Origin of the sequence: Blastococcus sp. TF02A-35 (assembly GCF_004571075.1) — a bacterium.
GTDB lineage: Bacteria > Actinomycetota > Actinomycetes > Mycobacteriales > Geodermatophilaceae > Blastococcus.
Genome location: NZ_SPQP01000012.1, coordinates 21,119 through 37,575, shown reverse-complemented (window position 1 = coordinate 37,575; position 16,457 = coordinate 21,119). Strand labels below are relative to the sequence as shown.

14 protein-coding genes are annotated in these 16,457 nt (G+C 73.1%); 11 read left to right on the top strand and 3 right to left on the bottom strand.

Annotated features, from left to right (window positions below; genetic code table 11):
* Positions 1-14: 14 nt before the first annotated feature.
* Complete coding sequence (locus E4P43_RS08055) at positions 15-2,315, bottom strand: 4Fe-4S dicluster domain-containing protein (RefSeq protein ID WP_135144948.1); 2,301 nt, start codon at positions 2,313-2,315, stop codon at positions 15-17.
* 441 nt (positions 2,316-2,756) lie between these two features.
* Between E4P43_RS08055 and E4P43_RS08050 the strand changes: the two genes are divergently transcribed.
* The 9 genes from E4P43_RS08050 (at position 2,757) to E4P43_RS08010 (ending at position 11,647) form a co-directional block, all read left to right on the top strand.
* Entirely contained in the window at positions 2,757-3,089 is a 333-nt protein-coding gene (locus E4P43_RS08050; protein WP_135144947.1) for a PadR family transcriptional regulator, read from the top strand.
* On the top strand, positions 3,086-4,159 hold the full coding sequence (locus E4P43_RS08045) for a hypothetical protein (protein ID WP_135144946.1): 1,074 nt from the start codon (positions 3,086-3,088) through the stop codon (positions 4,157-4,159). Before E4P43_RS08050 ends, E4P43_RS08045 begins: the two co-directional genes overlap by 4 nt.
* Before the next feature lie 486 nt (positions 4,160-4,645).
* Positions 4,646-6,508 (top strand): molecular chaperone DnaK, encoded by a 1,863-nt coding sequence (gene dnaK, locus E4P43_RS08040; RefSeq protein ID WP_135144945.1) that lies wholly within the window; start codon positions 4,646-4,648, stop codon positions 6,506-6,508.
* Complete coding sequence (grpE, locus tag E4P43_RS08035) at positions 6,505-7,203, top strand: nucleotide exchange factor GrpE (RefSeq protein WP_135144944.1); 699 nt, start codon at positions 6,505-6,507, stop codon at positions 7,201-7,203. The genes dnaK and grpE overlap by 4 nt, the downstream gene beginning before the upstream one ends.
* 18 nt (positions 7,204-7,221) lie before the next feature.
* Positions 7,222-8,421 (top strand): molecular chaperone DnaJ, encoded by a 1,200-nt coding sequence (dnaJ, locus tag E4P43_RS08030; protein ID WP_135144943.1) that lies wholly within the window; start codon positions 7,222-7,224, stop codon positions 8,419-8,421.
* Positions 8,418-8,867: a helix-turn-helix transcriptional regulator gene (locus E4P43_RS08025; protein ID WP_135144942.1), complete on the top strand. Its 450-nt coding sequence runs from the start codon at positions 8,418-8,420 to the stop codon at positions 8,865-8,867. The genes dnaJ and E4P43_RS08025 overlap by 4 nt, the downstream gene beginning before the upstream one ends.
* 11 nt (positions 8,868-8,878) lie before the next feature.
* Positions 8,879-9,352: a MarR family transcriptional regulator gene (locus E4P43_RS08020; protein WP_135144941.1), complete on the top strand. Its 474-nt coding sequence runs from the start codon at positions 8,879-8,881 to the stop codon at positions 9,350-9,352.
* A 133-nt stretch (positions 9,353-9,485) separates the two neighbouring features.
* On the top strand, positions 9,486-9,950 hold the full coding sequence (locus tag E4P43_RS08015; protein ID WP_245159001.1) for a MarR family winged helix-turn-helix transcriptional regulator: 465 nt from the start codon (positions 9,486-9,488) through the stop codon (positions 9,948-9,950).
* 47 nt (positions 9,951-9,997) lie between these two features.
* Positions 9,998-11,647, top strand: a complete 1,650-nt coding sequence (locus tag E4P43_RS08010; RefSeq protein WP_167759118.1) for an MDR family MFS transporter — start codon at positions 9,998-10,000, stop codon at positions 11,645-11,647.
* Between the two features lie 67 nt (positions 11,648-11,714).
* Here the strand turns inward: E4P43_RS08010 and E4P43_RS08005 are convergent, their stop codons facing one another.
* Both E4P43_RS08005 and E4P43_RS08000 read right to left on the bottom strand, forming a co-directional pair.
* The gene (locus E4P43_RS08005) at positions 11,715-12,152 is read right to left on the bottom strand and encodes an OsmC family protein (protein WP_135144939.1); all 438 of its coding nucleotides are present in this window, start codon (positions 12,150-12,152) and stop codon (positions 11,715-11,717) included.
* A gap of 95 nt (positions 12,153-12,247) precedes the next feature.
* A complete protein-coding gene (locus E4P43_RS08000) occupies positions 12,248-12,700 on the bottom strand; it encodes a MarR family transcriptional regulator (RefSeq protein ID WP_135144938.1) in 453 nt (150 codons plus the stop codon).
* Positions 12,701-12,919: 219 nt separating this feature from the next.
* Here E4P43_RS08000 and clpB point away from each other — a divergent pair, with 219 nt between their 5' ends.
* Together clpB and E4P43_RS20170 are read left to right on the top strand one after the other, a co-directional pair.
* The gene (gene clpB / locus E4P43_RS07995) at positions 12,920-15,502 is read left to right on the top strand and encodes an ATP-dependent chaperone ClpB (protein WP_135144937.1); all 2,583 of its coding nucleotides are present in this window, start codon (positions 12,920-12,922) and stop codon (positions 15,500-15,502) included.
* 127 nt (positions 15,503-15,629) lie between these two features.
* Complete coding sequence (locus tag E4P43_RS20170; protein ID WP_209313782.1) at positions 15,630-16,439, top strand: hypothetical protein; 810 nt, start codon at positions 15,630-15,632, stop codon at positions 16,437-16,439.
* The last annotated feature ends 18 nt before the right edge of the window (positions 16,440-16,457 follow it).

Below are 16,457 nucleotides of genomic sequence, written 5' to 3'. Positions count from 1 at the left end.
GGTGTGCAGGTGGGCTACTTCTCGGGGTCGTGGATGGTGTTCGCCGAGTCCAGGCCCACGACGTCGTCGGCCTTGGTGCCCACGTCGGCACCCTGCTCGGCCCCCTGGGCGGAGACCGCGACCGGCTGCATGGAGCGCAGCAGGATCTGGCTGACGTCCAGGACCTCGACGTGGTCGCCGGCCTCGCCGTTCTGCTTCTTGGCGGTCAGCGCGTCGCTGAGCATCGTGATGCAGAACGGGCAGGCGGTGGAGATGACGTCGGGATCGAGCTCGAGCGCCTCCTCGGTGCGCTCGACGTTGATCCGCTTGCCGATCTTCTCCTCCATCCACATGCGGGCACCGCCGGCGCCGCAGCAGAAGCCGCGGTCCTTGCAGCGGTGCATCTCCTGCGTGGTGAGGCCCTGGACGGAGTCCAGGATCTCGCGCGGGGGCGTGTAGACCTTGTTGTGCCGGCCCAGGAAGCACGGGTCGTGGTAGGTGACCTTGCGGTCGACCGGGGTGACCGGGGTCAGCCGGCCCTCCTCCACCAGCTGGCCGAGCAGCTGCGTGTGGTGGACGACCTCGTACTCGCCGCCGACCTGCGGGTACTCCTTGCCCAGCGAGTTGAAGCAGTGCGGGCAGGTGGCCACGATCTTGCGGGTGCCGGGCACGCGGCCCTCGAAGACGCCGTTGAGGGTCTCGACGTTCTCCATGGCCAGCTGCTGGAACAGGAACTCGTTGCCCATGCGGCGGGCCGGGTCGCCGGAGCAGGTCTCCCCGTTGCCGAGGACGGCGAACTCGACGCCCGCGGTGTGCAGCAGCTCGGCGACGGCCTTGGTGACCTTCTTGGCGCGGTCGTCGACGGCGCCGGCGCAGCCGACCCAGAACAGGTACTCGACCTCGGCCGGCAGCGGGCCGTCGGCCATGCGGACCTCGAAGTCGAGCTCCTTGATCCAGTCCTCGCGGACGTTGCCGCCCATGCCCCACGGGTTCCCGCGCTTCTCGAGGTTGGTCATCATGACGCCGGCCTCGGACGGGAAGTTCGACTCGATGAGCACCTGGTAGCGGCGCATGTCGTCGATGTGGTCGATGTGCTCGATGTCCACGGGGCACTGCTCGACGCAGGCGCCGCAGTTGGTGCAGCTCCAGAGGACGTCGGGGTCGATGACGCCGCCCTCCTCGAGGGTGCCGACCAGCGGGCGGTGGGCCTGCGCGTCGTTGGTGCCCTCGATGCGGGCGTAGCCCGAGGCCCAGACCTGCTCGTCGGAGGGCTTGAGGACGTCGTAGTCCGGCATCGTCTCCGACGCGGTCTTCTCGCCGAGGAGGTAGGGGGCCTTCGCGTAGAGGTGGTCGCGGAGGTCCATGATCACCATCTTCGGGCTGAGCGGCTTGCCCGTGTTCCACGCCGGGCACTGGCTCTGGCACCGCCCGCACTCGGTGCAGGTGGTGAAGTCCAGCATCCCCTTCCAGGTGAAGTCCTCGATCTTGCCGCGGCCGAAGACGTCGTCCTCGCCCGGGTCCTCGAAGTCGATGGGCTTGCCACCGGACGTCATGGGGAGCAGCGGGCCGAGCGCCGGGGCGCCGTCGGCGTTGCGCTTGGCGTAGATGTTCAGGAAGGCGCTGAACCGGTGCCAGGCGACACCCATGTTCAGGATCCGGCTGAGGACCACGAGCCAGGCCATCGAGACGGCGATCTTGATGAACGCGACGACGGTGAGCAGGTCGGGGCTGTCGGGCAGGATCGTCGCCAGGGCGCCCGAGATCGGGTGCGACCAGGCGGGCGCGTCGGTGAGGTCGGAGGAGACCTTGAGCGCGCGGATCAGCAGGATGCAGATGCCGACGACGAGGACGACGGCCTCGACGAAGTAGCCGCGGCCCTCGTTGGAGCCGGCGAAGCGGCTCTTGCGGCCCTGCCGGCGCGGGTGGTCCTTCTGCCGCCGGTAGATCAGGTACAGGATGCCGAGGATCGTGCCGGTGCCGATGATGTCGGCGAACAGGTTCCACAGGCTCCACTCGCCGATGAGCGGCAGGTGGAACGCCGGGTTCCAGACCTCGCCGAACGCCTCGACCAGCGTCAGGAACAGGCCGTAGAAGCCCATGAAGACGAACCAGTGGGCGGCGCCGATGCTCGACCACTTGAGCATGCGGGTGTGGCCCAGCGACTCGACCAGCGTCGTCTTCAACCGGGTCTTGACCGGTCCCCAGCGGGTGCCGTCGGGCTGGCCGGTGCGGATGATCCGCACCATCGCGCGCACGGCGCGGTAGGCCAGCACCGAGGCGACGATGAGCAACAGGACGCTGATCGTCCCGAGGACGATCTGCAGCGGGCCCGTCATGTTTTCCTCCCCGGACGCCCGAGGGCGTCGGCTGACTCCCGCCGGCCACGTGGGGCGACGAGGCTGTGTGTGGTGCGCGCGCCGCCCATCCCGGCTCGCGAGCCGGGCGTGCGGGCGCGTACGGGCACCGCTGCCCGCACTGCTGCGCACGATAGCGGGCGCGCCAGAAGGCTACTCGCCGGTAACCGCGCGCGGGGATCACGATCCGGCCACCGCGGCGCGCCACCCCAGGTCCGCCGCCCCGGCCCCGGCCGGCCGTGCGGCCGACCTCACTCCCGGCACGCCGTTCTCACCCTCCACCGCGCGGTCGACGTGCCCGCGCTGGGGCCGCCGGGCGGGTCCGCCGCGACACGCGCCCGCGCCTTGCGCACTACTGCGCTTCGTGGAGTACCTTCCGTTGCACCACAGCGCGGACGCCGTGGTTCCACATGGAGGTGGGCGATGGACGCCAGCCAGCTCCTCAAGGGGGTGCTCGACGTCGCGGTGCTCGCCGTGGTCCGCGACGCCGACGGCTACGGCTACGACGTGGTGCGCCGGCTGCGCACCGCCGGGCTCGAGGAGGTGGGCGACGCCTCGGTCTACGGCACCCTCCGTCGCCTCTACCAGGCAGGTGCGCTGACCTCCTACGTCGTCCCGAGCGACGAGGGGCCGCACCGCAAGTACTACGCGATCAACGACAGGGGGCGCTCGGTGCTCGACGACTCGACCAAGACGTGGAGGACGTTCGCCGACACGGTCGACGCCCTCCTGGACCGGAAGGCGGACGTGGCATGAGCGCGCCCTCCGCCCCCTCGCGCACGCGCCAGGCGCAGGACTACCTCGCCGCGGTGGAGCACGAGCTCGCCGACCTCCCGGCGGAGGACCGTGGCGACCTGGTCGAGGACCTCGCGATGCACCTCGACGCGCTCGCCGCCGAGGACGACGACCGCGACATCGCGGTGCGCCTCGGGCCGCCGGCCGTCTACGCCGAGGAGCTGCGCGCGGCCGCGGGCCTCCCCGCCCGGGGTGCGGGCGGCCGTTCCCCGGCCCCGGGGCTGCGGGAGCGCATCGACGGCCTGGTCGCCTCGGAGGCCTTCCAGCGGGCCCGGCCGGCGCTCCGCGAGACGCGCCGGCTGCTGGTCGAGCTGCGCCCGGCCTGGTGGGTGCTGCGCGGCTACCTCCTGGTGTTCGTGCCGAGCGCCGTGCTCGGGGACCACCGCGACTTCCCCGTCCCCGCACCGCTGGGGAGCCACGTCCTCGGGGTGCTCCTGGTGGCTGCGGCGGTCGTGGGCTCGGTGCACCTCGGCCGGCGTGCGACCGCCGGGCAGAGGCCGGGCCGGCGGCTGCACCTGGTGACCGCGGGGGGTGGGGTGCTGCTCGCGCTGTGGGGCCTGGCGCTGGTCTCGAGCGGCTCGGTCACCGGGCCGGAGCCGGTGTACGGGTACGACTACGCGACGGCGGCACCCGAGCAGGCGATGGGTCAGTACCCGCTGCTCAACCGCTACGGGCCGGTGACGAACGTCTTCCCCTACGCCGCCGACGGCACGCCGCTCGAGGACGTGCTGCTCTACGACCAGGACGGCCGGCCGCTCGAGGTGGGCTTCCAGGAGTGGTGGGCCGACGGCTGCTACCGGGTCCCGGTGCCACCGCGCGCGGCCGACGGCGCCCCGGTGGAGCACGCCTTCCCGCAGGCCTACGAGCTGGAGCCCTACGCCACGTCGACGAACGGGTGCCTGTCGGAGGTCCCGCGCCCCGCCGTCCCGCTGCCGGTGATCCCGTCCGACGGGGCGGCGGAGCCGACCCCGATGGAGCCGGCCCCGACGGAGGAGCCCGTGAAGCCGGTCGCCCCTGCCCCCGGCGACTGACGGGACCGCAGGTCCCGGCGCCGCGGCTGACCACCGCGGACGACCGTCCGACGGACATCAGCACGGCGAGGCAGTCCGGCCGGTGCCGCCGCGCCGCAGCCGGACCCAGCTGCCGGACGAGACGAGGCCGCGGACCTCGCCCGGCCCGTACCCGGTGGCCAGGGCCTGGGCGGTGGTGAGGAGGCCGAGCCGGCCGGAGCAGCTGGGGACGGCGGCTGGAGGTGCGGGCGGCGCTGGCCCTCGCGTGGGCGTGCCGCCCTCGCGCTCGGGCGCGGGGTCGAGCTGCCTGCGGTGAGGCCGGCGCGGCGGCGGCGCGGGGACATGAGTCGATGGGACGCACCCCGGGAACACCGGTGCAGCCCCTGCCGTTACGGTGGGCAGGAAAGTTGAGCGAACCCCGCGCAAGGTGGACCCGGGCGCCGCGGTTCCTCGGCTGACCCCACACGGACCAGAACCACCCAGCACACGGAAGAGAGGCCATCCCCCATGGCTCGAGCGGTCGGTATCGACCTCGGCACCACCAACTCCGTCGTCACCGTCCTGGAGGGCGGCGAGCCGACGGTCATCGCCAACTCCGAGGGCGCGCGCACCACCCCCTCGGTCGTCGCCTTCGCCAAGAACGGCGAGGTCCTCGTCGGCCAGTCGGCCAAGAACCAGGCGGTCACCAACGTCGACCGGACCATCCGGTCGGTCAAGCGCCACGTGGGCACCGACTGGAAGACCGAGGAGATCGACGGCAAGCGCTACACGCCGCAGGAGATCTCCGCCCGCATCCTGCAGAAGCTGAAGCGGGACGCCGAGACCTACCTGGGTGAGCCGGTCACCGACGCCGTCATCACCGTCCCGGCGTACTTCGAGGACGCCCAGCGCCAGGCCACCAAGGAGGCCGGTGAGATCGCAGGCCTCAACGTCCTGCGCATCGTCAACGAGCCCACCGCGGCCGCGCTGGCCTACGGCCTGGACAAGGGCGAGACCGAGCAGACGATCCTCGTCTTCGACCTCGGTGGTGGCACCTTCGACGTCTCGCTGCTCGAGATCGGCGACGGCGTCATCGAGGTCAAGGCCACGGCCGGTGACAACCACCTCGGTGGTGACGACTGGGACGAGCGCGTCGTCAGCCACCTGGTGAAGACGTTCAACGCCTCCAACGGCATCGACCTGTCCAAGGACAAGCTGGCCATGCAGCGCCTCCGCGAGGCCGCCGAGAAGGCCAAGATCGAGCTGTCGGGCGCGCAGTCGACCAACATCAACCTGCCCTACATCACCGCCGGCGCCGAGGGCCCGCTGCACCTCGACGTCACGATCACCCGCGCCGAGTTCCAGCGGATGACCCAGGACCTGCTCGACCGCTGCCGCGCGCCGTTCAACCAGGCCGTGCGCGACGCCGGCATCTCCGTGGGCCAGATCGACCACGTCGTCCTCGTGGGTGGCTCGACCCGCATGCCCGCCGTCACGGACCTGGTGCGCGAGCTGACCGGCGGCAAGGAGCCCAACAAGGGCGTCAACCCCGACGAGGTCGTCGCCATCGGCGCCGCGCTGCAGGCCGGTGTCCTCCGCGGCGAGGTCAAGGACGTCCTGCTCCTCGACGTCACCCCGCTCTCCCTGGGCATCGAGACCAAGGGCGGGATCATGACCAAGCTCATCGAGCGCAACACCACGATCCCGACGAAGCGCTCCGAGATCTTCACGACGGCCGACGACAACCAGCCGTCCGTGCAGATCCAGGTCTTCCAGGGCGAGCGCGAGATGGCCGCCTACAACAAGAAGCTCGGCATGTTCGAGCTGACCGGTCTGCCCCCGGCGCCCCGCGGCGTCCCGCAGATCGAGGTGGCCTTCGACATCGACGCCAACGGCATCGTGCACGTGTCGGCCAAGGACCTCGGCACGGGCAAGGAGCAGTCGATGACCATCACCGGCGGCTCGGCCCTCCCGAAGGACGACATCGAGCGGATGATGAAGGACGCCGAGGCGCACGCCGAGGAGGACAAGCGCCGTCGCGACGAGGCCGAGACCCGCAACCTCGCCGAGTCGCTGCAGTACCAGACCGAGAAGTTCCTGGCCGAGAACGGCGACAAGATCCCGGCCGAGAAGAAGGACGAGCTCGGCGAGGGGCTGACCGAGCTGCGCTCGGCCCTCGGTGGCTCCGACATCGCCGCCATCAAGGCCGCGCAGGAGAAGGTCGCCCGCGTCTCCCAGGAGGTCGGCGGGGCGCTCTACGCCCAGCAGGCCGAGGCCGCCGGCGCCGATGCGCCGGGTGCCGACGCCGGCGCCGGCACCCAGGGTGCGACCCAGGGTGACGACGACGTGGTCGACGCCGAGATCGTCGACGAGGACAACGACCGCCGATGACGGACCGGGAAGAGCAGCCGCGGGTCGTGGTCCGCGACAAGCGGCGGATCGACCCGACCAGTGGTGAGGTCCGTGCGCCGGCCGGCGAGCAGCCGGCCGGCGCACGGCCCGGTCCCGACCTCCCAGGGGAGCAGATGAGCGAGCACGAGACGGCGGCCGCCGAGCAGTCGGCGCCGCACCCAGCCGCCGGCGGCGACGGCCAGGACGGCCTGGCCCAGCAGCTGGCCGAGCGCACCGAGGACCTCCAGCGGGTGACCGCGGAGTACGCCAACTACCGGCGGCGGGTCGACCGCGACCGGTCGCTGGTGGTGGACCAGGCGGCCGAGCGGTTCGCCGCCCAGCTGTTCCCGATCGTCGACGACATCGAGCGGGCCCGTGACCACGGCGACCTGACCGGTGCGTTCAAGGTCGTGGGCGACCGTGTCCTGGGCCTGCTCGACGGCCTCGGCGTCGAGGCCTTCGGCACCGCCGGGGACGAGTTCGACCCGTCGCTGCACGAGGCCGTCATGCACGACACCTCCTCGGAGGTGTCCGTCCCGACGGCGACCACGGTGCTGCGGCAGGGCTTCCGCCGCGGGGACCGGGTGCTGCGGACGGCGATGGTCGCGGTGACCGCGCCCGAGAACCCGGCGCCCGCCCAGGAGCCCGCCGCGCAGCCGGCCGGCGACGAGGCCGGCGCCACCGCGTCGGACTGATCCGGAGAGGGGGCGTCGATGAGCACCCGTGACTTCATCGAGAAGGACTACTACGGCGCACTCGGCGTCCCCCAGGGCGCCGATGCCGCCGCGATCAAGAAGGCCTACCGGAAGCTGGCCCAGGAGCTGCACCCGGACAAGAACCCGGGGAACGCCGAGGCAGAGGCCCGCTTCAAGGAGGTCTCCGAGGCCTACGACGTGCTCTCCGACCCCAAGCGGCGCGGGGAGTACGACGAGGCGCGTCGGCTGTTCGGCGCCGGGGGAGCCGGGGCCCGTGCCGGGTTCCCCGGCGGGTTCCCGGGAGGCGGCGGCCAGGCGTTCGACCTCGGCGACCTCTTCGGGGCCGCCGGGGGCGGGGCCGGTGCCCGCAACGCGGGCGGGCTGGGGGACATCCTCGGCGGCCTCTTCGGCGGTGCGGCCGGCGGCCCGCGGGCCCGCAGCCAGGCGGCGTCCGGCCCGGCCCGCGGCCAGGACGTCGAGACCGAGGCGACGCTCTCCTTCGAGGAGGCGGTCCTCGGCGTGACCGTGCCGCTGCGCATGCAGAGCCCGGGCAGCTGCCCGACCTGCGCGGGCAGCGGCGCCAAGCCCGGCACGAGCCCGCACGCCTGCCCGGTGTGCCAGGGCGCCGGGGTCACCAGCCGCAGCCAGGGGGCGTTCGCGTTCTCCGAGCCCTGCCGCAACTGCCGCGGCAGCGGCCAGGTGGTCGACGACCCGTGCCCCACCTGCACCGGCAGCGGGATCACCACCCAGACCCGCACCATCACCGTGCGGATCCCGGCGGGGGTCAAGGACGGCCAGCGCATCCGGCTGGCCGGCAAGGGCGCCCCGGGGCGGCGCGGGGGCCCGGCCGGTGACCTGTTCGTCGTCGTCCACGTGGCCGAGCACCCGCTGTTCGGGCGCAAGGGCGACGACCTCACGCTCACCGTGCCGATCACGTTCGCCGAGGCGGCCCTGGGCACGACCCTCACCGTGCCGACCCTCGACGGCTCCGTCTCGCTCAAGGTCCCCGCAGGGACGGCGAGCGGGCGCACGCTGCGCGTCCGCGGCCGGGGCGTGCCCGGCAAGGCCCGGTCCGGGGACCTGCTGGTCACCGTCGAGATCGCCGTCCCCGTCCGGCTGACCCCGGCCCAGCGCAAGGTCATCGAGACGCTGGCCGAGGAGATGGACGAGGACCCGCGTCCGCAGATCACCGCGGCGGTGACGGGGGGCGAGCGATGAGCCACCCGCTGGACCCGGCGCAGGAGGCCGGGCGCGCCGTCGCCGACGACGCGCCGGTCTTCGTGATCTCGGTGGCCGCGGAGCTGGCCGGGATGCACGCCCAGACGCTGCGCCAGTACGACCGGCTCGGGCTGGTCAGCCCCGGCCGGACCGCCGGCGGCGGCCGCCGCTACAGCCCGCGCGACGTCGCGCTCCTGCGGGAGGTCCAGCGCCTCTCGCAGGAGGACGGCGTCAACCTGGCCGGGATCAAGCGGATCATCGACCTGGAGTCGCAGGTCGAGGCGCTGCAGGCCCGCGTGCACGAGCTGCTCGAGGAGCTGCAGCACTCGGAGAACCGGCGGATGGCCGCCGAGGCCGCGGTCCCCGCCGCCTACCGAGCCGACCTGGTGCCGCTGCGGCGCTCCAGCTCCGCCCTGGTGGTCTGGCGGCCCGGCGCCGCACGGTGAATGCTGCGCCGGTGGACGCGCACGAAGCATTCGTGGCCCTGGAGCGGGAGATCGGACTGCTGCTCCGGCGGTCCAGGGCCATCTCGACCCGGCTCGCCCGGGAGCTGCACCCCGACCTCGACGGCGCCGCCTACGGGCTGCTCGCGCTGCTCCAGGACGCCGGCCCCCTGCGGGCCAGCGACCTGGTCGCGCGGCTGGGCCTGGACAAGAGCACGGTCAGCCGCCAGATCTCCAGCCTGGTCGAGCTCGGGCTGGTCGACCGGGCCGCGGACCCCGACGACGGCCGGGCGCAGGTGCTCAGCCCGTCGCGGGAGGGGGCGGCCCGGCTGAGCCGGATCCGCGACGCGCGGCGGGCCCGCTGGGAGGACGACCTCGCCGGCTGGGGGACCGACGACGTCGCCACGCTCGCCGGCCTGCTCGGGCGGCTGAACCGGCTGAGCGAGGCACGCGACACCGACGTGGTGGAGGAGCCGGCCGACCGCTGACCGTGTGACGAGCGGCACCGGGGCGATCCGTTGCAGACCGCAACCATTTAAGAGTATGGTTGCGGTCTGCAAGCATTGATCACCCCGTGAGGACCCCATGCCGCTCAGCCCCGAGACCCGGGAACGTCTCTCCGTGAGCCTCGCCCAGCTCGTCCGGAGCGGGCGGCACATGAGCTCGCGGGCCGCCACCCACCTGCACGGCGACCTGCCCTCCTTCGGCTGGCCGCTGCTGCTCCCGCTGGAGAGCGACGGCGACCTGCGCTGCAGCGCCCTCGCCGTCCGCGCGGGCATCGACGTCTCGGTCGCCAGCCGGCAGGTCGCCGCCCTGGAGCGCGCCGGCTACGTCGAGCGCCGCCCCGACCCGCAGGACGGGCGGGCCAGCCTGCTCCGCATCACCGCCCGCGGGCTCGAGGCGCTGACCACCTCGCGCGCGCTCCGCTCGGAGTGGACTGGCACCGCCCTGGCCGGCTGGGACGACGCCGACGCGCACCGCCTGGCCGACCTGGTCGACCGGCTGCTCACCGACATCGAGCGCGCCGTCACCGCCTCGCCACCGTCCGCCGCCGGGCACCACGACCCGCAGGCCGTCGCCGGATGACCGCCCGACCTGCCTCCGCCACCGCCGCACCGTCCGACAGGAGTTCCATGAGCACCACCACCGCCGCCGAGGCACCCGTCGAGCAACAGGGGAAGATGACGCACCGCCAGGTGCTGGAGGCCCTCTCCGGCATGTTGCTGGCGATGTTCGTCGCGTTCCTGTCCGGGACCGTCGTCTCCAACGCCCTGCCGACGATCATCACCGACCTGCGCGGGACGCAGAACCAGTACACCTGGATCGTCACCGCGACCCTGCTGGCGTCGACGGCGACCACCCCGATCTGGGGCAAGCTCGCCGACCTCTTCAGCAAGAAGCTGCTCATCCAGCTGTCGATCGTCGTCTTCATCGTGGGCTCGATGGCCGCCGGTCTCGCGCAGTCCGTCGACACGCTGATCGCCTGGCGCGCGGTCCAGGGCCTCGGCCTCGGTGGCCTGCAGGCGCTGGTGCAGATCGCGATCGCGGCGATGATCAGCCCGCGGGAGCGCGGCCGGTACGCCGGCCTGATGGGGGCGGTCATGGCCGTCGCCACCGTCGGCGGCCCGCTGCTCGGTGGCGTCCTCGTCGACACCAGCTGGCTCGGCTGGCGCTGGTGCTTCTACGTGGGCGTCCCGTTCGCCCTCGTCGCGCTGGTGCTCCTGCAGCGCACGCTGCACCTGCCGGTGACCCGCCGGAAGGTCCGCATCGACTACCTCGGCGCCACGTTCCTGACCGCGGGTGTGACCGCGCTGCTGATCTGGGTCACCCTGGCCGGCACCCGCTTCGAGTGGGCCTCCACCGAGACCGCGGTCTTCCTGGCCGGTGCCGCCGCCGCGATCATCGCCTTCCTGGTGACCGAGACGCGGGCGGCCGAGCCGATCGTCCCGCTGCGGCTCTTCCGCGACCGCACCACGACCCTGGCCGTCGTGGCCAGCATCGCCGTCGGCATCGCGATGTTCGGCTCCTCGGTCTTCCTGGGCCAGTACCTGCAGATCTCGCGCGGCTACTCGCCGACCGAGGCCGGGCTGCTGACGATCCCGATGGTGGGCGGGCTGCTGGTGTCCTCGACAGTCTCGGGCCTGCTCATCACCCGGTACGGCCGGTGGAAGGGCTTCCTCGTCGGCGGCTCGGTGCTGACGGTGGCCGGCTTCGCGCTGCTGTCGACGATCGACCACGAGACGAACATGGTGCTGCTGTGCGCCTTCCTGTTCGTGCTCGGCGTGGGCATCGGCATGACGATGCAGAACCTCGTCCTGGCGGTGCAGAACACCGTGGCCGCCACGGACCTGGGGGCGGCCAGCTCGGCCGTCGCGTTCTTCCGCAGCCTCGGCGGCACCATCGGCGTCTCGGTGCTGGGCGCGGTGCTGAGCAACCACGTCGCGGAGCTGATCCGGGACGGCCTGGCCAGGATCCCCGGCGCCGCCGAGGCCGTGGCCGCCGGCGGTGGCGAGGTCGGGCTGGCCGACCTGGGCACCGCCCCCGCGCCGATCCGGGTGCTGATCGCCGCGTCCTACGGCGACGCGACGGGCAGGATCTTCCTGATCTCCGCCGTGCTGGCGGTGGTCGCCCTCGTGGCGGTCGTGTTCATCAAGGAGGTCGCCCTGCGCACCGACACCGGTGACGAGCGGGTCGCTGCCGAGCGTGCCGCCGCCGAGCCGGGGGTCGACGCGCAGGCCGGCGCCCCCGTCGTCACCGAGAAGGTGCCGGCCGCCTCCCGCTGACCCACCCGCGACGACGGCCCGCCTCCCCGAGGGGAGGCGGGCCGTCGTCGTACCGGGAGGTGTCCGCCTACTGCTCCAGCGAGGCGTCCAGTGTGATCTCCGTGCCGGTGAGGGCCTTGCTGACCGGGCAGCCGGCCTTGGCCGCCTGGGCCGCCTTGTCGAAGCCCGCCGCGTCCAGGCCGTCGACCTCCCCGCGCACGGTGAGCTTGATGCCGGTGATCGCCGGTGCGCCGTCCTTCTGGCCGAGCGTCACGTCGGCCGAGACCTCGAGCGACTGCGGGGTGCCGCCGGCCTTGCCGATCTCGCTGGACAGGGCCATCGCGAAGCAGGCGGAGTGGGCCGCCGCGATCAGCTCCTCGGGGCTCGTCGTCCCGCCGGCCTCGTCGGCCGTCCGCTTGGGGAAGGACACCTCGTAGGTGCCGATCTTGGAGCTGGAGAGCTCCACCTGGCCGGACCCCTCCTGGAGGGTGCCGTTCCAGGCGGTGCGAGCGCTGCGAGTGGGCATGCTGCCTCTTCCGTGGCCGTGGCCGCCTCCTGCTCGGGCGGCGCTGTGACCAGCTCCTACCCGGTCCGGTTGCGCACTACCGTCCGGTTCTGCGCTCAGGCTCCGGCGGTGCCGTTGACCCGCTCGGTGAGCAGCCGCAGCCGGCTCTTCAGGTCGTCGAACTCGCCGGCGTCGAAGCCGATGGCGTCGATCATCTCGGCGGAGATGGCGACCGCCTTCTCCTGCAGCGCGCGACCGGCGTCGGTGAGCGCGATGGAGACCGAGCGCTCGTCCTCGACCCGCCGGTGCCGGCTGACCAGCCCCGCGGCGGTGAGCCGCTTGAGCAGCGGGGAGAGCGTGCCGCTGTCCAGCGCCAGGCGCTGGCCGAGCTGGCCCACGGTCTGGTTGTCGGACTCCCAGAGCAGCAGCATGACCAGGTACTGCGGGTAGGTCAGGCCGATGGCGTCGAGCATCGGGCGGTAGCGCGCGGTCACGGCCCGGGAGGCGGCGTACAGCGCGAAGCACAGCTGGTCGTCGAGCGCCACGCTCGGCGCCGGCAGTGCGGTCATTCCGGCAGTCTAAGGGCCTTCTGCCCCTTGACCAGGAACCTCCGTCCACTTTCTGCTCCGACCGGGCCCGATCGGGCCCCGGGCGCGCCACCTGCCGGGACCCGCTGAGCGGTGGCAGAGTTGAGCGGAACAGACTCAACTCGACCGTCGTTGCACAGGTCGACGGCGCCGTCCAGGGACGGACGGCGCACCGGAACGAGGAAAGGATCGCGTCCGAGCATGGAGAGCAAGCTCACGACCCGTTCGCAGGAGGCCGTCGCCGGCGCCCAGCGCCTCGCCGTCGGCCGGGGTCAGGCGGCGCTGGAGCCGCTGCACCTGCTCGTCGCCTTGCTGGAGCAGACCGACGGGATCGCCGGCCCCCTGCTGACCGCGGTCGGGGCGGACCCCGCCGACGTGCGCGCCAAGGCCGACGCGGCCCTGCGGCGGATGCCGAGCGTCAGCGGCGCCACCGTGTCCGCGCCCTCGCCGTCGCGGGAGTTCCTGCGCGTGATCAACGCCGCGGGTGAGCAGGCGAGCGCGCTGGGGGACGAGTACGTCTCCACCGAGCACCTGCTGGTCGGGCTGGCCGGGTCCGAGGGCGAGGCGGGCGCGGTGCTCTCGAGCGCCGGTGCCACGCGCGACGCGCTCGTCGCTGCCTTCCGCACCGTGCGGGGCAACCGCAAGGTGACCACCGCCGACCCGGAGAGCACCTTCCAGGCGCTGGAGAAGTACGCCGTCGACCTCACCGAGCGCGCCCGCGAGGGCAAGATCGACCCGGTCATCGGCCGGGACACCGAGATCCGCCGCGTGGTCCAGGTGCTCTCCCGGCGCACGAAGAACAACCCGGTGCTCATCGGCGAGCCCGGCGTCGGCAAGACGGCGATCGTCGAGGGCCTGGCCCAGCGGATCGTGGCCGGCGACGTGCCGGAGAGCCTGAAGGGCAAGCGGCTCATGGCGCTCGACCTGGGCGCGATGGTGGCCGGCGCCAAGTACCGCGGTGAGTTCGAGGAGCGGCTCAAGGCCGTGCTGCAGGAGATCACCGAGGCCGAGGGGCAGGTCGTCACCTTCATCGACGAGCTGCACACGATCGTCGGCGCCGGGGCCACCGGCGAGTCCGCCATGGACGCCGGCAACATGATCAAGCCGATGCTGGCCCGCGGCGAGCTGCGCATGGTCGGCGCGACGACGCTCGACGAGTACCGCGAGCACATCGAGAAGGACCCGGCGCTGGAGCGTCGCTTCCAGCAGGTGCTGGTCGGCGAGCCGAGCGTCGAGGACACCATCGGCATCCTCCGCGGGCTCAAGGAGCGGTACGAGGTCCACCACGGTGTCCGCATCACCGACACCGCGATCGTGGCCGCCGCGACCCTGTCTGACCGCTACGTCACCTCCCGCTTCCTGCCGGACAAGGCGATCGACCTGGTCGACGAGGCCGCCAGCCGGCTGCGCATGGAGATCGACAGCCGCCCCGTCGAGGTCGACGAGGTGGAGCGCGCGGTGCGGCGCCTGGAGATCGAGGAGATGGCGCTGTCCAAGGAGGACGACCCGTCGTCCGAGGAACGGCTGGCGACCCTCCGGACCCAGCTGGCCGACCGCCGGCAGGAGCTGGCCGAGCTGACCCTGCGCTGGCAGCAGGACAAGAGCGCCATCGAGCGGATCCAGCGGATCAAGGAGGAGCTGGAGTCCGTCCGGCTGGAGGCCGAGCGCGCCGAGCGCGACGGCGACCTCGCCCGGGCCGCGGAGCTGCGCTACGGCCGGCTGCCCGAGCTCGAGCGGTCGCTCCGCTCGGCCGAGGACTCGGTCGCCTCCGGTGACTCGATGCTCAAGGAGGAGGTCGGCCCCGACGACATCGCCGAGGTCGTCCAGGCCTGGACCGGCATCCCCGCCGGCCGGCTGCTCGAGGGCGAGACCCAGAAGCTGCTGCGCATGGAGGAGGGGCTGACCGGGCGCGTGGTCGGGCAGCCGGACGCGGTGCGGGCGGTGTCGGACGCCGTGCGCCGCGCGCGCTCCGGCGTCGCGGACCCCGACCGCCCCACCGGCTCCTTCCTGTTCCTCGGCCCGACCGGTGTCGGCAAGACCGAGCTGGCCAAGGCCCTGGCGGAGTTCCTGTTCGACGACGACCGGGCGATGGTCCGGATCGACATGAGCGAGTACTCCGAGAAGCACTCGGTGGCCCGCCTGGTCGGTGCCCCTCCGGGCTACGTGGGGTACGAGGCCGGTGGCCAGCTCACCGAGGCCGTCCGCCGGAGGCCGTACACCGTCGTCCTGCTCGACGAGGTGGAGAAGGCGCACCCCGACGTCTTCGACGTCCTCCTGCAGGTGCTCGACGACGGCCGGCTGACCGACGGCCAGGGCCGGACGGTGGACTTCCGCAACACCATCCTGATCCTGACCTCGAACCTCGGGTCCCAGATCATCGCGGACCAGTCCGTCCCGGAGGAGCGCCGCCGCGACGCCGTCCTCGAGGTGGTGCGGTCGCACTTCAAGCCGGAGTTCCTCAACCGGCTCGACGACGTGGTGGTCTTCCGCGCGCTGGGCAGCGAGGAGCTGAGCGGGATCGTCGACATCCAGGTGGGTGTCCTCGCCCGCAGGCTGGCCGCCCGCCGGCTGACCCTCACCGTCACCGACGCCGCGCGGGAATGGCTGGCGCTCAACGGGTTCGACCCCGTCTACGGCGCGCGGCCGCTGCGCCGCCTGGTGCAGTCGGCGATCGGTGACCAGCTGGCGAAGGCGCTGCTGGCCGGCGACATCCGGGACGGCGACGAGGTCGTCGTCGACTGGCCGGGTGGTGACGCCGCGGGGCTGAGCGTCACCCGCGCCTGAGCCGGCCTCCGGTCCCGCCCCGGCACGCCGGGGCGGGACCGGGGACGGGACGGCTGCGTGGCTCGTTGGTCGGCGGTGGACGGGTCGGCGATGATCGCGTCGACGGGGAACGACGAGCGGAGGCGCGATGACGGCGGGTCAGGGCGACCAGCACGGGCAGCAGCAGGGCCGGCCCGAGGACGGTCAGCAGGGTGGGCAGCCACCGGCGTGGCCGCAGCCGGGCCAGCCGCCCTACGGGCAGCCGCAGCCGGGCCAGCCGCCCTACGGCCAGCCGCCGTACGGGCAGCCGCCGTACGGCCAGCCGCAGCCGGGCCAGCCGCCCTACGGGCAGCCGCCGTACGGCCAGCAGGCCCCCTGGGGCCAGCAGCCCCCGCCGTACCCGCAGAACCCCTACGCCTACCCGCCGGGGCCGCCCGCGGCGCCCGGCTGGGGCGCCCCGCCCCCGCAGCCGATGGAGCGCCCCGTGACGGTGCGGGCGGGCCTGGGTGCCTTCCTGGCCGCCCTCGTGCTCGCCGTCATCAGCTCCATCGCGCTGCTGGCCCGGTTCGACGAGGTCGTCGCGTTCACCGAGGCCGAGGCCGGCAGCGCGTTCAGCGACCAGGACCTCGAGGGGCTGGACCCGGAGCGGTTCGCCGAGCTCCTGCTCCAGGTCACCATCGTGGGCGGCCTGGTGGTCACCGCCCTGCAGCTGCTGTTCCTCTGGTTCGCCTGGCGCGGCTACAACTGGGCCCGGATCGTCCTCTGGGTGCTGGGTGGGCTGACCCTGCTGGCGACGCCGTACGGCGCCGGGAGCGAGGCGGGCCCGGTCCCGTTCGCGACCGCCCTCGGCTGGTTCGAGACGCTGCTGGTGATGGCCGGCGTGGTGCTCCTGGCCCTCAAGCCGTCCAACGACTGGTACCGCTGGCGGAAGTGGCAGCGCACCACCGGCCAGGCGTGAGGCGGGCCGGCCGGCGGC

Bases quoted from the DNA above. Each gene is read 5' to 3' on its own strand.
- E4P43_RS08055 (WP_135144948.1), bottom strand. From the start codon at position 2,315: ATGACGGGCCCGCTGCAGATCGTCCTCGGGACGATCAGCGTCCTGTTG.
- E4P43_RS08050 (WP_135144947.1), top strand. From the start codon at position 2,757: ATGGACGCCAGCCAGCTCCTCAAGGGGGTGCTCGACGTCGCGGTGCTC.
- E4P43_RS08045 (WP_135144946.1), top strand. From the start codon at position 3,086: ATGAGCGCGCCCTCCGCCCCCTCGCGCACGCGCCAGGCGCAGGACTAC.
- dnaK (WP_135144945.1), top strand. From the start codon at position 4,646: ATGGCTCGAGCGGTCGGTATCGACCTCGGCACCACCAACTCCGTCGTC.
- grpE (WP_135144944.1), top strand. From the start codon at position 6,505: ATGACGGACCGGGAAGAGCAGCCGCGGGTCGTGGTCCGCGACAAGCGG.
- dnaJ (WP_135144943.1), top strand. From the start codon at position 7,222: ATGAGCACCCGTGACTTCATCGAGAAGGACTACTACGGCGCACTCGGC.
- E4P43_RS08025 (WP_135144942.1), top strand. From the start codon at position 8,418: ATGAGCCACCCGCTGGACCCGGCGCAGGAGGCCGGGCGCGCCGTCGCC.
- E4P43_RS08010 (WP_167759118.1), top strand. From the start codon at position 9,998: ATGAGCACCACCACCGCCGCCGAGGCACCCGTCGAGCAACAGGGGAAG.
- E4P43_RS08005 (WP_135144939.1), bottom strand. From the start codon at position 12,152: ATGCCCACTCGCAGCGCTCGCACCGCCTGGAACGGCACCCTCCAGGAG.
- E4P43_RS08000 (WP_135144938.1), bottom strand. From the start codon at position 12,700: ATGACCGCACTGCCGGCGCCGAGCGTGGCGCTCGACGACCAGCTGTGC.
- clpB (WP_135144937.1), top strand. From the start codon at position 12,920: ATGGAGAGCAAGCTCACGACCCGTTCGCAGGAGGCCGTCGCCGGCGCC.
- E4P43_RS20170 (WP_209313782.1), top strand. From the start codon at position 15,630: ATGACGGCGGGTCAGGGCGACCAGCACGGGCAGCAGCAGGGCCGGCCC.